The sequence below is a fragment of the Streptomyces canarius genome, assembly GCF_014650735.1.
Lineage (GTDB): Bacteria > Actinomycetota > Actinomycetes > Streptomycetales > Streptomycetaceae > Streptomyces > Streptomyces olivaceoviridis.
In genome coordinates this window covers 19531-33976 of record NZ_BMVN01000020.1, presented here as the reverse complement: position 1 = coordinate 33976, position 14446 = coordinate 19531, and the positions used below count along the sequence as shown (strand labels likewise).

At 70.6% G+C, this 14446-nt stretch carries 14 protein-coding genes; 6 read left to right on the top strand and 8 right to left on the bottom strand.

Features of this window, described 5'->3' with window-relative positions:
• The first annotated feature begins 93 nt into the window (after positions 1-93).
• Complete coding sequence (locus IE294_RS26095; protein ID WP_014674143.1) at positions 94-429, top strand: histone-like nucleoid-structuring protein Lsr2; 336 nt, start codon at positions 94-96, stop codon at positions 427-429.
• On the opposite strand, the gene IE294_RS26090 is transcribed toward IE294_RS26095, so the two are convergent.
• The gene (locus tag IE294_RS26090) at positions 408-1097 is read right to left on the bottom strand and encodes an SCO3374 family protein (protein WP_189890062.1); all 690 of its coding nucleotides are present in this window, start codon (positions 1095-1097) and stop codon (positions 408-410) included. The genes IE294_RS26095 and IE294_RS26090 overlap by 22 nt on opposite strands.
• A gap of 448 nt (positions 1098-1545) precedes the next feature.
• Here IE294_RS26090 and IE294_RS26085 point away from each other — a divergent pair, with 448 nt between their 5' ends.
• Positions 1546-4068, top strand: a complete 2523-nt coding sequence (locus IE294_RS26085; protein WP_189890060.1) for an ATP-dependent Clp protease ATP-binding subunit — start codon at positions 1546-1548, stop codon at positions 4066-4068.
• Between the two features lie 119 nt (positions 4069-4187).
• Here the strand turns inward: IE294_RS26085 and IE294_RS26080 are convergent, their stop codons facing one another.
• Complete coding sequence (locus tag IE294_RS26080) at positions 4188-4829, bottom strand: HAD family acid phosphatase (protein WP_189890058.1); 642 nt, start codon at positions 4827-4829, stop codon at positions 4188-4190.
• Positions 4830-5286: 457 nt separating this feature from the next.
• Between IE294_RS26080 and IE294_RS26075 the strand changes: the two genes are divergently transcribed.
• A complete protein-coding gene (locus tag IE294_RS26075) occupies positions 5287-5838 on the top strand; it encodes a M23 family metallopeptidase (RefSeq protein ID WP_189890056.1) in 552 nt (183 codons plus the stop codon).
• Position 5839: 1 nt separating this feature from the next.
• Here the strand turns inward: IE294_RS26075 and IE294_RS26070 are convergent, their stop codons facing one another.
• Entirely contained in the window at positions 5840-6439 is a 600-nt protein-coding gene (locus IE294_RS26070; protein WP_189890054.1) for a TetR/AcrR family transcriptional regulator, read from the bottom strand.
• Between the two features lie 125 nt (positions 6440-6564).
• On the opposite strand from IE294_RS26070, the gene IE294_RS26065 reads away from it, so the two are divergent.
• Both IE294_RS26065 and IE294_RS26060 read left to right on the top strand, forming a co-directional pair.
• On the top strand, positions 6565-8160 hold the full coding sequence (locus IE294_RS26065) for an MDR family MFS transporter (RefSeq protein ID WP_189890052.1): 1596 nt from the start codon (positions 6565-6567) through the stop codon (positions 8158-8160).
• 205 nt (positions 8161-8365) lie between these two features.
• On the top strand, positions 8366-8506 hold the full coding sequence (locus tag IE294_RS26060) for a hypothetical protein (RefSeq protein WP_189890051.1): 141 nt from the start codon (positions 8366-8368) through the stop codon (positions 8504-8506).
• Positions 8507-8904: 398 nt separating this feature from the next.
• On the opposite strand, the gene cseC is transcribed toward IE294_RS26060, so the two are convergent.
• From cseC to IE294_RS26035, 5 genes are all read right to left on the bottom strand, one after another.
• On the bottom strand, positions 8905-10302 hold the full coding sequence (cseC, locus tag IE294_RS26055) for a two-component system sensor histidine kinase CseC (RefSeq protein ID WP_189890049.1): 1398 nt from the start codon (positions 10300-10302) through the stop codon (positions 8905-8907).
• Positions 10303-10315: 13 nt separating this feature from the next.
• A complete protein-coding gene (gene cseB, locus IE294_RS26050) occupies positions 10316-11020 on the bottom strand; it encodes a two-component system response regulator CseB (protein WP_014674151.1) in 705 nt (234 codons plus the stop codon).
• 62 nt (positions 11021-11082) lie between these two features.
• A complete protein-coding gene (locus IE294_RS26045) occupies positions 11083-11736 on the bottom strand; it encodes a hypothetical protein (protein ID WP_229917348.1) in 654 nt (217 codons plus the stop codon).
• Complete coding sequence (locus IE294_RS26040) at positions 11724-12263, bottom strand: SigE family RNA polymerase sigma factor (RefSeq protein WP_189890047.1); 540 nt, start codon at positions 12261-12263, stop codon at positions 11724-11726. Before IE294_RS26040 ends, IE294_RS26045 begins: the two co-directional genes overlap by 13 nt.
• A gap of 274 nt (positions 12264-12537) precedes the next feature.
• Positions 12538-13413: an HhH-GPD family protein gene (locus IE294_RS26035; protein ID WP_189890045.1), complete on the bottom strand. Its 876-nt coding sequence runs from the start codon at positions 13411-13413 to the stop codon at positions 12538-12540.
• Positions 13414-13594: 181 nt separating this feature from the next.
• On the opposite strand from IE294_RS26035, the gene IE294_RS26030 reads away from it, so the two are divergent.
• Positions 13595-14437, top strand: coding sequence for a hypothetical protein (locus IE294_RS26030; RefSeq protein ID WP_189890043.1), 843 nt, complete (start codon positions 13595-13597; stop codon positions 14435-14437).
• Positions 14438-14446: the final 9 nt, after the last annotated feature.

The following is a 14446-nucleotide window of genomic DNA, read 5'->3' as shown; positions in this document are numbered from 1 at the left end:
CCGACGTACTGCAGTACTGCATATAACAGGGGCGGCGAAACGGCGGACGCCGCACACCCCTGGCCCTCAACGTTATCGATGAAAGGAAATGCGGTGGCACAGAAGGTTCAGGTCCTTCTTGTCGACGACCTCGACGGCGGCGAGGCGGACGAGACCGTGACGTTCGCGCTGGACGGCAAGACGTACGAGATCGATCTCACGACTGCCAATGCGGACAAGCTGCGCACGCTTCTTGACCCCTATGTGAAGGGCGGGCGTCGTACCGGCGGCCGTTCCTCCGGCGGTCGTGGAAAGGTGCGTGCCGCCACCGGCGGCAACCAGGACACCGCGGCGATCCGCGCCTGGGCCAAGGAGAACGGTTACGAGGTCAACGACCGCGGCCGGGTTCCCGCGTCCATCCGCGAGGCCTACGAGAAGGCCAACGGCTGATCCCGCCGGTCGGCGGGACGACCGGCGCACGCGCGCCGCAGCCGGACCCGGTGACACTGCGCTGCCACCGTGTCCACCAGTCGCGCGAGATCGGGGACGCTCCCCTCGCGTCCCACGGGGGGCGCCGCCGGCACGGCCGGCATGGCGGGCAGCGAGGCCTCGACCTCACGTTCCGGACCGGGGGGCCGCAACCACACGGCGGCCCCCTGTGCGGACGGCTCGCGCGCAATCCCGGCCCGTACGGAGCCACTTCGTACGACGGCGGTCCCCGCGGGCGGCGGCGGGGCCTGAATCGTGTCGCCCGCCCCGAGGGCGCGCAGGTCCAGGGCCACCGTGCCCCACTCCAGCCAGGCCAGCAGGCCGGGCAGCTCCTCCGCGCTGCCCGCGGCCACCCAGAGCTGCATCCGGTCGCCCCGCAGGGCCACCGGGGAGCCCGGCGCGAGATGCCGGAGCGCCTTCGCGCCCGCCTCGGCCGGTACGTCCAGCACGTCGAACCGCACCCCCGTACGCAGCCGCAGCGGCCGTCCGGGCACGGTCGGCCACCCCAGATCGTTCTCGTACCAGTGCCGGGCCCGGACCTCCGGGCCGGCGGGCGGACCGGTACGGAGTCCGGCGGCCGGGGCGCCCGGATCGACGGGCCGGCGGGGAAGGGGGACCGTGGAGGTCATGGGGACCGAGCCAACCATGCCAGGAGCAACCGCCGGACCCCCCTTCGAGTTACGCTGGGTGTCCTGTCGGCTGCACAGAGTGCCGGACGAGGGGGCGTGTGGGGGCCCGGGGAGGCGCAAGGTTGTTCGCCCATAGCGGAGGGAACCGGTGCGCGCCGCATGGAGTGTCAGTCCCTGCGGGTAAGACATGCCTAGTGGGAGGGGGCGACACGCGGGAAAGGCCGTCTCACGTTCGCCATCGGCGTACTGGCGACTGGGGTAACTGTCTGGCCTGCGGGAACATCGTCTCGCACCATCGGGTTGGAGCAGATGTCGGCGTCACGGGTCAGGAGGCCATCGACGGTGTCGGCAGTTGGAATGAGCGGTCCCCGCTTGCGGGACTAAGCTGCGGAAGGACAGGGAGGGGAAGTTCCCCCCACTGCCTGACCGCTCTGAGGAGCGATTAACGATGTTCGAGAGGTTCACCGACCGCGCGCGGCGGGTTGTCGTCCTGGCTCAGGAAGAAGCCCGGATGCTCAACCACAACTACATCGGCACCGAGCACATCCTCCTGGGTCTCATCCACGAGGGCGAAGGTGTCGCCGCTAAGGCCCTGGAGAGCCTCGGCATTTCGCTTGAGGCGGTCCGTCAGCAGGTGGAGGAGATCATCGGTCAGGGCCAGCAGGCCCCGTCCGGGCACATCCCCTTCACCCCCCGTGCCAAGAAGGTCCTGGAGCTGTCGCTCCGCGAGGCCCTTCAGCTGGGCCACAACTACATCGGCACGGAGCACATCCTGCTCGGCCTGATCCGCGAGGGCGAGGGCGTCGCCGCCCAGGTCCTGGTCAAGCTGGGCGCAGACCTCAACCGGGTGCGGCAGCAGGTCATCCAGCTGCTCTCCGGCTACCAGGGCAAGGAGACCGCCGCCGCGGGCGGCCCGGCCGAGGGCACCCCCTCGACCTCTCTCGTCCTGGACCAGTTCGGCCGGAACCTCACCCAGGCCGCTCGTGAGTCCAAGCTCGACCCGGTCATCGGGCGCGAGAAGGAGATCGAGCGGGTCATGCAGGTGCTGTCCCGCCGTACCAAGAACAACCCGGTCCTGATCGGTGAGCCCGGCGTCGGCAAGACCGCCGTCGTCGAGGGCCTCGCCCAGGCCATCGTCAAGGGCGAGGTCCCCGAGACGCTCAAGGACAAGCACCTCTACACGCTGGACCTCGGCGCCCTGGTCGCCGGCTCCCGCTACCGCGGTGACTTCGAGGAGCGCCTCAAGAAGGTGCTCAAGGAGATCCGCACCCGCGGCGACATCATCCTGTTCATCGACGAGCTGCACACGCTGGTCGGTGCGGGTGCCGCCGAGGGCGCCATCGACGCGGCCTCGATCCTGAAGCCGATGCTGGCCCGCGGTGAGCTCCAGACCATCGGTGCGACCACCCTGGACGAGTACCGCAAGCACCTGGAGAAGGACGCGGCCCTGGAGCGCCGCTTCCAGCCCATCCAGGTCGCCGAGCCGTCCCTGCCGCACACGATCGAGATCCTCAAGGGCCTGCGCGACCGCTACGAGGCGCACCACCGCGTCTCCATCACGGACGAGGCGCTGGTCCAGGCCGCCACCCTGGCCGACCGGTACATCTCGGACCGCTTCCTGCCGGACAAGGCGATCGACCTGATCGACGAGGCCGGTTCCCGGATGCGCATCCGCCGGATGACCGCTCCGCCGGACCTGCGCGAGTTCGACGAGAAGATCGCCGGCGTCCGCCGGGACAAGGAGTCCGCGATCGACTCGCAGGACTTCGAGAAGGCCGCGTCCCTGCGCGACAAGGAGAAGCAGCTCCTGGCCGCCAAGGCGAAGCGGGAGAAGGAGTGGAAGGCCGGCGACATGGACGTCGTCGCCGAGGTGGACGGCGAGCTGATCGCCGAGGTCCTCGCCACGGCCACCGGCATCCCGGTCTTCAAGCTCACGGAGGAGGAGTCCTCCCGCCTGCTCCGCATGGAGGAGGAGCTCCACAAGCGGGTCATCGGCCAGAACGACGCCGTCAAGGCGCTGTCGAAGGCGATCCGTCGTACGCGTGCGGGCCTGAAGGACCCGAAGCGTCCCGGTGGTTCGTTCATCTTCGCCGGCCCGTCCGGTGTCGGTAAGACCGAGCTGTCCAAGGCGCTCGCCGAGTTCCTCTTCGGTGACGAGGACGCGCTGATCTCCCTCGACATGTCGGAGTTCAGCGAGAAGCACACGGTGTCGCGTCTCTTCGGTTCGCCCCCCGGATACGTGGGCTACGAGGAGGGCGGCCAGCTGACGGAGAAGGTGCGCCGCAAGCCGTTCTCGGTCGTCCTCTTCGACGAGGTCGAGAAGGCCCACCCGGACATCTTCAACTCGCTGCTCCAGATCCTGGAGGACGGTCGCCTGACCGACTCCCAGGGCCGGGTCGTGGACTTCAAGAACACGGTCATCATCATGACGACCAACCTCGGCACCCGGGACATCTCCAAGGGCTTCAACCTCGGCTTCGCCGCCGCGGGTGACACGAAGACCAACTACGAGCGCATGAAGAACAAGGTCTCGGACGAGCTCAAGCAGCACTTCCGGCCCGAGTTCCTCAACCGCGTCGACGACGTGGTCGTCTTCCCGCAGCTGACGCAGGCGGACATCCTGCGGATCGTCGACCTGATGATCAGCAAGGTGGACGAGCGCCTGAAGGACCGGGACATGGGCATCGAGCTGTCCCAGTCCGCGAAGGAGCTGCTGTCCAAGAAGGGTTACGACCCGGTGCTGGGCGCCCGGCCGCTGCGCCGCACGATCCAGCGCGAGATCGAGGACACGCTCTCGGAGAAGATCCTCTTCGGCGAGCTGCGCCCCGGTCACATCGTGGTCGTGGACACCGAGGGCGAGGGCGAAGCCCAGACCTTCACCTTCCGGGGTGAGGAGAAGGCGGCACTGCCGGACGTCCCGCCGATCGAGCAGGCCGCGGGTGGGGCTGGGCCCAACCTGAGCAAGGAGTAAGCGTCAGCCTCCGGCGGTAGCCGGACATCAGGGGCCGGTGCCTTCGGGCACCGGCCCCTTCGGCGTTCCCCGGCGCGGTCCCGTGCCGATGGCGCGGTCCGTGCCGGGCGCGCCCGGTCCTACGACAGCTGTCCGTCGTAGTCCGGCAGCTTGAAGGTCTTCTCGGCGTGGCCGCCGGACAGGTCCGTGGCGCTGTTGCCGATGTTCGCGATGATCGTGTAGCCGTCGTTCTCGATGTCGACGCGCTGGGCGGTCTTGTAGGCGGCGACGTCCTTGAAGAGGTCGGCCAGGCCGCGGACGCGGAGGCCGGAGACGTCGTAGCCGTCGTGTGCGAGGTTGTACTCGGTGGGCCAGTACAGGACGCCGGGGCGGGCGGTGACGAAGAAGAGGGAGACGCCGTGCTCCTGGGCGTAGCGGACGGCGTCCAGGACGGGCCGGTTGGCCGGCTGGGGGTAGCTGAAGCCGAAGTCGGTCTCCAGCGAGGTGTTGTCGATGTCGAGGACGATCGCCTGCTTCTCGCCGGGCCTGGCGGCGGCGATGCGGTCCTTCAGGTACGGGAGGGCCCGGTCCATGACCGCCTGGCAGTCCTTCTGCCAGGTGGCGTAGTCGACCTTGGCGGAGGAGGTGCTCGTGGTCGCGGCCTCGGCCGGGGCGGCCGTCGCCGCCGGGGCGGCCAGCGCGGCCAGGGCGGCCAGGGCGGCCAGGGCGGCCACGGAGACGGTGGTCACGGGGATGCGGCGTGCCCAGGGGCGTCTGGTCATCGATGGGGGTCCTCTCGCGGCTCTGAATGTCAGGGGCATGATCTGAGGCGAGGGTGGCGCGAGGGGAACCGTAGGGTTACTGGAGGGTAGGTGCCTAGAGGTCTGCGTCACATTCCCCTATTCATCGACGGGGGTTGCCGGTGATATGCGGCACAGGCGAAATGTCCGGTACTAGCCGTGATAGTGGGATGCGCCGGATGGGCAAAAGGGACGAAAAAGGGAGTTTTACCTCACGAAGTGGCGCGCGAGAAGTGCGTCGTCAGGGCCGTGCGGGCCGGGGTGTGCGGCTGTCAAGAAAGAGGGTGGTATTGGCGGCTTCTACTACTTGATGCCGTACTTGGAGCGTTTTGGGCTGGATGGGGTGCTCGGTTACCAAGGGATGGCCGCTTCGGTGAAACGTCTCGATGGACGTCCGTACGCCGGGTGGCGGAAGTGTCTCCGAGTTCACGAGGTCCAGATGTTCCAGCGCTTCACGTCCCGCTCCTCCCGTACGTCCTCGCTCCGTGCCCGTGTGACCGTCCTGGCTGCCGGACTCGGCGCCACGGCCGTGCTGGGCACCGGGGTCGCGAGCGCCGCCACCGCGTCCGCCGGCTCCTGGGTCGACCCGGTGAAGAAGTACGCGCTCTCGGCGGGCTTCGCGCAGGCCGGCAACCACTGGGCGCACAAGCACAGCGGCCAGGACTTCGCCGTGCCGACCGGCACCGAGGTCGTCGCCGCGCACGGCGGCACCGTCGTCAAGGCCGGCCCCAACGGCGCCGGTGACGGCCCGGCGTACGGCAACGCCGTCGTCATCAAGCACGGCAACGGCACCTACTCGCAGTACGCGCACCTGTCCCGGGTCGACGTCCGGATCGGCCAGGTCGTCGCGACCGGCCAGCACATCGCGCTGTCCGGCTCCACCGGCAACTCCACCGGGCCGCACCTGCACTTCGAGATCCGTACGACCCCGAACTACGGCTCCGGCATCGACCCGGTCGCGTTCCTGCGCGCCCAGGGTGTGAAGGTCTGACCTAGTCCTTCTCGTGGGCGTGCTCGTGCGCCTGCGCGACGAGGTCCAAGGCGACTTCGAGAACGGCCTCGCGCTTCTTCTCGGAGTCGCCTTCGAGGTCCTGCATCACGAACATCCCGGCGTGCAGCGTGAACATCGCGCTGACCGAGCGGACCTGGTCGACCAGCTCCGCCTCCGGGTCGATGAGGATGTCCCGCAGGCCGCGCATCCGGTCCTTGAAGGTGTCACCGATGCGCAGTTCCCGAACCGTCGCCTGGTTCTCCTGCATGAAGCGGAACAGCGGTTCCGCGCCGGCCAGCGCCTCGCTGTAGCGGCGGACGATCTCCTGCTTGGTCTCCAGGGTGTGCGGCTGCTGTCCGCCCCACTCGATCAGGTCCTCGATCGGCTGCGTCAGGTCCGCGAAGAGACTGACGATGATCTCTTCCTTCGTCCTGAAGTGGTAGTACAGGGCCGCCTTCGTGACGTCGAGGCGCTCGGCGATCTCCCGCAGGGAGGTCTTCTCGTAGCCCTGCTCCGCGAAGAGTCCGAGCGCCACGTCCTGGATGCGCTGGCGGGTGTTGCCGCGGCGCTGCTGCTTGGTGCCGTCCATGGTGAGGCCCATCCTCGTACTCCTCGCGCTCCCGCGAAAACTTACTTGACGCCCGGCTAGTAGCGGGTCTACCTTCCGCAGTGTAGTAACTAGCCGGGCGGCAAGTAAGTATCTGCCGCAGGGGGAATGGGAAGACGATGGCGGACACGGTCGAAAGTGTCATAGCAGAGGGCGGACAGCCCCAGAGTGAGGCCGAGGGCAAACCGCCCCGGAGTGTGCGGGTGGTGCTGCTCGCACTGATGATCGCGATGATGCTCGCGATGCTGGACAACATGATCGTCGGTACGGCGATGCCCACGATCGTGGGCGAACTGGGCGGCCTGGAACACCTCTCCTGGGTCGTCACCGGCTACACCCTGGCCACCGCGGCCTCCACCCCCATCTGGGGCAAGATCGGCGACATGTACGGGCGCAAGGGCGCCTTCCTCAGCTCGATCGTGATCTTCCTCCTGGGCTCGGCGCTGAGCGGCATGGCCCAGGACATGGGCCAGCTGATCGGGTTCCGGGCCGTACAGGGCCTGGGCGCCGGCGGTCTGATGGTCGGCGTCATGGCAATCATCGGCGACCTGATCCCGCCGCGGGAGCGGGGCAAGTACCAGGGCATGATGGCCGGCGTGATGGCGCTGGCGATGATCGGCGGCCCGCTCGTCGGCGGCACCATCACCGACAACTGGGGCTGGCGCTGGGCCTTCTACATCAACCTGCCGCTCGGCGCGGTCGCCCTCGCGCTCGTCACCGCCGTACTGCACCTGCCGAGGAAGCGTTCCAAGGCGGGTATCGACTACCTGGGCGTGCTGCTGCTGACCGTCGGCATCACCTCCATCGTGCTGGTCACCACCTGGGGCGGCACCGAGTACGCCTGGACCTCCGCGCGGATCATGGAGCTGACCGGCATCGGCGTGGCCGCGCTGGTCGGGTTCGTGTTCTGGCAGACCAAGGCCGCCGAGCCGGTCGTGCCGCTGCACATCTTCAAGAGCCGCAACTTCACCCTGATGTCGGTCATCGGCTTCATCACCGGCTTCGTGATGTTCGGTGCCACCCTGTTCCTGCCGCTGTACCAGCAGGCCGTGCAGGGCGCCTCCGCCACCAACTCCGGACTGCTGCTCCTGCCGATGCTCGGCGCGATGCTCGTGACCTCGATGGTCGCCGGGCGGGTCACCACCAACAGCGGCCGGTACAAGATCTTCCCGATCGTCGGCGGCGTCCTGATGACCGTCGGCCTGTACCTGCTGTCCCTGATGGACACCGAGACGACCCGCCTGACCTCCGGTCTCTACATGGCCGTGGTCGGCGCGGGCATGGGCTGCCTGATGCAGATCACCATGCTGGTCGCGCAGAACAGCGTCCAGATGAGGGACATGGGTGTGGCGTCCTCCTCGACGACCCTGTTCCGTACGCTCGGTTCCTCCTTCGGCGTGGCCATCATGGGTGCCCTGTTCAACCACCGGGTGCAGGACGTCATGGCCGAGCGGGCCGGCGCGGCGGGCGCCAAGATGACCGAACAGTCGGCACAGCTGGACGCGAAGAGCCTGGCGAAGCTCCCGGTGATGGTCCGCGAGGCGTACCAGCACGCGGTGTCCTCCGGCACGCACTCCGCGTTCCTGCTCGGCGCCGGGATCTCGGTGCTGGTGCTGATCGCGGCGCTGTTCGTCAAGGAGGTGCCGCTCAAGGGCGGTCCCAAGGCCGCCGAGGCTGCCGACGCGGCGCCGGTGGCCGTGGTCGAGGCCGTCTGACCCGGCCTGAGCCCGAAGGCCCCGGTGCGCGTGCGCGGCGCCGGGGCCTTCGGCCGTTCTCGCACGGGCCCCGATGTGAGACCCCCGCGCCACCATCGGCTCAGGGACAAGCTCGGCCGCCTGCGTCTGGCCAGCAGGCGGCGGAGCGGGGTGCGCGCGTCCGGCACCCCGTTCCTCATTCCTCAGCCACTTCACGCCCCAGCGGATGGTGGCCCTGACCCGTGAGGCCGACTTCCGCGACGCCCGCCGCGTACCGGCGGAGGAACGCACCCGCCGCTACTTCGCCGGCCGGTCGGACGGGCTCCGGCCGTCGAGAGCGGAGGAACTGGTGGTGGCGACCACCTGAGCACCCCGATGCGGTGGCGGGAGGGGGACCGGGACCGGTGTCGCCGCTCGCTCGGAGACCCGGCGCCGGAGCCGGCCGAGCGGCCGGTTCTCCACGCTGGGCCTGCGCGGCGGAGCCCGGCCCGGCCTCCTTGGCGGGCGGGGGGCTCTCCTGGGTGGGCGGGTGATTCTCCCTCGGCGGGGGGCTCTTCTCGGCGGCGGGAGATTCTCCCTCGGCGGCGGGGACCCTCTTCGGCGGGGGCCTCGGCGGCGCGGGACCCCCCTTGGTGGGCGGGAGACTCTCCCTCGGCGGCGGGGGCCCTTCTGGGCGGCGGGAGATTCTCCCTCGGCGGCGGGGGGCCTCGGCGGGCGCGGGACCCCCCTTGGCGGGCGGGGGCCCTTCTCGGCGGGCGGGGATCCTCACATGTCCCGAGACGCGCGGTGAGCGGTGCCTGCCCGCGGTACGGGGGTGCCGCCGGAGGCGGGCAGCAGCGGATAGCTGCCCGTGTTGGTCGGGGCGTGCTCCGGCAGCCACAGGACGGCCACCGCACCCTCCGAGGGAACGCCGGCGGGCGCCCCCGCGGGCCGTACGTTGCGGAACGTCAGCCGGGCGCCCAGCACGCGCGCCTGTCCCGCCGCGATGGTCAGCCCGAGGCCGTGGCCCTGCCCGGCGCGGTCCGTGCTGCCGGTGCGGAACCGGCTCGGCCCCTCGGCGAGCAGATCGTCCGGGAAGCCGGGGCCGTGGTCGCGGACCCGGATGACCCGCCCCTCCACGGTGACCTCGATCGGCGGCCGGCCGTGCCGGGCGGCGTTGGCGAGCAGGTTGAACAGCACCCGCTCCAGCCGCCGCGGGTCGGTGGTGACCTCCGACTCGTGCACCACCCGTACGGCGATGTCCGGATCCTTGGCCGCCACCCGGCGCGCGACGAACTCGCCGAGCATGATGTCCTGCAACTCCGCCCGCTCCGAGGCCCCGTCCAGCCGGGCCACCTCCAGGACGTCCTCGACCAGGGTGCGCATGGCCTTGGCCCGGTCCAGGACCAGCTCCGTGGGCCGGCCGGGCGGCAACAGCTCGGCGGCCGTCAGCAGACCCGTCACCGGGGTGCGCAGCTCGTGCGCGATGTCGGCGGTGACCCGCCGCTCGGCCTCCAGGCGCTGCCGCAGCGCGTCCGCCATGGCGTCCACCGCGCGCGCGAGTTCGTCGGTCTCGTCCCGTACGACCCCGCCGATGGCCTCCTGCACCCGGACGTCGGTCTCACCGGCCGCGGCCTGGTTCGCGGCGGCCGCCGCCTTGCGCAGCCGGCGGGACAGCTGCCCGCCGATCAGCACGCCCAGCGCGCTGCCGCCGAGCACCACCGCGACCGAGCCGATGATCAGAGCCTGGTCCAGGTCTTGCAGCATGTCGGTGTTGCGATCGGGCAGATGACTGTGCAGGGACAGCACATGCCCGCCCTTCACGGGTACGGCCGCCCAGACGTCCGCCACCCCGTGGTGCTCGGAGACATCGCTCGCCCGGCGGCCCCGCTCCACCCTCTCGCGCAGCGCGGCCGGCAACTCCGGGTCGTCGACCTTGACGTAGGGGAAGACCGGCCCCCGGTTCAGCTCGTAGTTGCGCTGGGCCATCAGGACCCGGTCGTTGGCCAGCTCGCGCGCGTTGTCCAGCATCGAGACGCGGGCCGCGTTGTGCACGACCAGGCTCAGGACGATCGCCACCAGCCCGGCCACCAGCGCGATGGCCGCGCTGACCTTCCACCTGAGCCCGGTGCGCAGGCCCGCGCGCTCCATGCGCCGGACCGGATGCCGAAGAATCCCCCGCATCACGCCGCTCCGCTCAGGCCTTCAGCTTGTAGCCGAAGCCGCGGACCGTCTCGATGCGGTCCTGGCCGATCTTCTGCCGCAGCCGCTGCACATGCACGTCCACGACCCGGGTGTCGCCGCCCCAGCCGTAGTCCCACACCCGCTCCAGCAGCTTGTCGCGGGAGAGCACGGTGCCCGGCGCGGCGGAGAACTCCAGCAGCAGCCGCATCTCGGTCGGCGTCAGCGCCACCGGCTGCCCGGCCCGGCGCACCTCCATGCCGTCGGTGTCGATCTCCAGGTCCCCGAAGGCGAGCGTGCCGCCGCCATCCGTCGACGCGGCCTCCTCGGCCTGCGCGGATCCGCCGGCGTGCCCGAAGCGGCGCAGCACCGCGCGGATCCGGGCGACCAGCACGGCACCGTCGAAGGGCTTGGTCACATAGTCGTCGGCGCCCGCCTCCAGGCCCAGGACGACGTCGATGGAGTCGGCCCGCGCCGACAGCATGATCACCGGCACGGTCGACTCGTCCCGGATCCGGCGGCACAGGCTGACGCCGTCCAGGCCCGGCACCATGACGTCCAGCAGCGCGATGTCGGGGCGGTCGGCCCGGAACGCCTCCAGGCCCGACAGGCCGTCGGGCATCGCGGTGACCGCGAAGCCGTCCCGCTCCAGGGCGAGCTGGGTGGCCTCGCGGATGACGTCGTCGTCCTCGACGAACAGGACGTGGGTCTGCTCTGCCATCCCGGTGCTCTCAGTCCTCGTGGGGTAGGTGTGGCGGTCAGGTGTGCGGGGGCGCGGGGCGGTCAGCTGTCCGGTACGGGTGTCGGGCCCCCGCCGGCGGACTTGCTGTACTCGTTGCGCGTGGGCTTGCCCTGGGCGAACCGTCCCGCCTTCCAGGTGTACGGGGTCACGATCTCACCGGACGGGCTGGAGATCGGGTCGCCCTTCTCGTAGTACTGCCTGGTCACCGACAGGACTCCCTGGTCGATCTCCGCGTAGACCGGGGACTCCTCGCTCTTGAAGACGTTCTTGAACGAGCCGGCGTCGTCCCGGTACACGTACGAGCCGATGCCGACCGCGTCGGCGCAGGTCAGGACGTTGACGACGACATCGTCCACCGGGGCCCCGGTCAGATTGCCGTAGGAGACGTCGACCGGGTACTCATCGCCGTTGCACGGTTTCAGCTCCCGCTTGACCGACGGTGACACCTCGGGATCGCCCTTGACCAGCGCGACGGGGTCCACCCGCCGGTAGTTCTCGGACGGGCCGGGGGAGGGTGAGGCGACGGCCCCGGCCACCGCCGAGGCGTGTGCCGGACCCTCGTCCCGCGCGCCCGTGCCCCCGCTGCCGCACGCGGCGAGGAAAAGGGCGGGGGCGGCGAGCGCGGTCCCCACCGCGATCACCGCCTGTGTACTGCCTCGGGCCCGGTCGGGCCCGGCCCCGGTCAGGCCGCGCAACGCTCCCGCTCCTCACGCTCCAGAGCGCGTGCGTCCAGATCGCGGGCCTCCAGCTCCTCACGGAGCCGGGCGAGCGCCCGGTGCAGCGTGCTCTTGACCGTACCGGCCGACATGCCGAGGGCAGCGGCCGTCTCCTCAGTGGACATCTGCTCCCAGTGTCGCAGCACCACGACACTGCGCTGCTTCGGTGCGAGCACCTTCATGATGTCCATCAGCAGGGCCCGGTCGGCGTGCTGCTCGGTGGAGTCCTCGACGGAGGCGTCCGGCAGCTGCTCCGTCGGCACCTCCTCCAGCTTGCGCGCCCGCCACCACTCGGTCCGCGTGTTGATCATGACCCGGCGCAGATAGGCGTCGGCGAGCCGCTTGTCGGCGATGCCCTCCCAGCGGCCGTACGTCCGCACCAGCGCCGTCTGGAGCAGGTCCTGGGCGTCGACCGGGTCCGGGACCAGCCGACGCGCGCTGCGCAGCAGCGCGTCCTGCCGGCTGCGGACGTACTCCTCGAATTCGAGCACCTCGCCCTGCGCCATGATCAACCGCCTCCGTTCCCCGTTGTGCTTCCGGCCCTTGCCCGAAGTCCCGCTCTCCCCGCGCCCGGTGGTCCGCCGGGCACGAAGAAGAAGCTACGGAGTGGTTGTCACGGGGCTGTGCGGACCAGCCTGCGGCTGGCAATCAGCTATCCGTCGGTTGTGTAACGGACGGAGGAACAGGGTAAAGCTGGCGCAGGATTTGTGGGGTTATAGGGCGATTTGCCCGGCTGGAGTATCCGTAACGGATGCCGTGCGGTGGTGACTTGGCTGTGCGTCAGCCGAGCGGCAGTCGGTAGAGGCCGCCCGGAAGCGGCTCCACCAGGCCGTCCGCGACCAGCCCGTCGAGCGCCCGCGCCCGCTGCACCGGCTCGTGCCACACCCGGTCCAGCACCGCCTGCGGCACCGGCGCGTGCGCCTCCCGCAGCACGGCCAGCAGCTTGCCGCGCACCTGCCGGTCCGTACCGGCGTACGTCTGCCCGCGGCGCGGCGGACCCGCGTGCTCCGGCTTGCCCGCGAGCCGCCAGGCGCACTGCGCGGCGATCGGGCACCGCGGGCACCCCTCGTTCCTCGCCGTGCACACCAGCGCGCCCAGCTCCATCGAGGCGGCGGCCCACCGCGCGGCGGTCCGCTCGTCCTGCGGCAGCAGTTCCCGCGCCAGGCGCCGTTCGGCGGCCGTGGTCGCGTTCGGCGGGTACTGCACCCCGGTCACCGCCCGCGCGAGCACCCGGCGCACATTGGTGTCCAGCACCGCGTGCCGCTGCCCGTACGCGAACGAGGCCACCGCGGCGGCCGTGTACTCACCGATGCCGGGCAGCGCGAGCAGCTGCGCGTGATCCGTCGGTACGTCACCGCCGTGCCGCTCCGTTATGGCGACCGCGGCACCGTGCAGGCGCAGCGCGCGGCGCGGATAGCCGAGCCGGCCCCAGGCGCGCACCGCCTCGCCGGGCGCCTCCTTCGCCAGGTCGGCGGGGCGCGGCCAGCGGGCCAGCCATTCCTCGTAGACGGGCAGCACCCGGTTCACCGGGGTCTGCTGGAGCATGAACTCGCTGACCATCACGCCCCAGGGGCCCGCCTCCGGGCGGCGCCAGGGGAGGTCACGGGCGTGGGTGTCGAACCAGGCGATCACGGGGGCGTGCAGCTTCTCAGTCATGGCCCTTCCGATCCTGCCACGGGTTGGCGGGCCTGAGGGGTGACGGCGCGGTCACTGAGCGTGGCGGAATGCGAAGGAGCGCGTCGCCCGCGGCAGTTGCCGGGATGATGATCCGGAAAAGTTGGCGCCGGCGCGGCGGGTGGCGCGAGCAAGCGCGGCGATCTCTCGTACAGTTTGCGCCGTGGGATCTCTGCGCAATCCGGTCGGGCCGCTTCCCTCCACCATCTACTGGCGACGGAGGGCCGTACTGCTGTCCGTGGTCGCCCTGTTGGCGCTGGTGATCACGTGGATCGTCGCCGCCGGCGGCGGGGGCGGCAAGAAGAACGCCGACGGGTCCAACGGCAAGAATCCCACGCACACCATCACTCCCGGACCGAGCTCGTCCGGTCCCGCCATCAGCCAACACCCCGGCGGACGCGACGAGTCGGGCGGCGGGGACTCCAGCGGCAGTGGCTCCGGTTCCGGCTCTGGGGCCGGTTCCGCCTCCGGCGGAAACGGCGGCGGCAGCGGTTCGGCCGACGGCTCCTCGGGCTCCGGTAACGGCTCGGGTCCGGGTTCGGGTTCGGCCTCCGGTGGCGGCGGCGTCGGTACGGGCGACACGCTCCCGGCGTCCTCCACGCTGCCCAACTGCACGGCCGGAGCGGTGGCGTTGAGCCTGCGCAGTGTGCACAACTCCTACTCGCCGGACCAGACGCCGACGTTCGAACTCACCGCGAAGAACAGCTCGTCGGCCGACTGCAAGGTCGATCTCGGTCCGAAGAACGCGGTGTTGACGGTCACGCCGGCGGACGGCGACGACACCTTCTGGTCGTCCGCCGACTGCCCCGAGGGCGCGGGCAGCCTGCTGTTCCGGGTGCCCGCCGGCCAGAGCATCACCTACACCGTGAAGTGGGACCGCAAGCCGAGCGCGGCGCACTGCGCGACGCCCTCCGGGGGTTCGGCGAAGCCGGGCACGTACCTGCTGGAGGCCAAGACCCCCGGGTTCGGGAAGACGCAGGCGTCGTTCGTGCTGTCGGCGGACTGAGGACGGGGC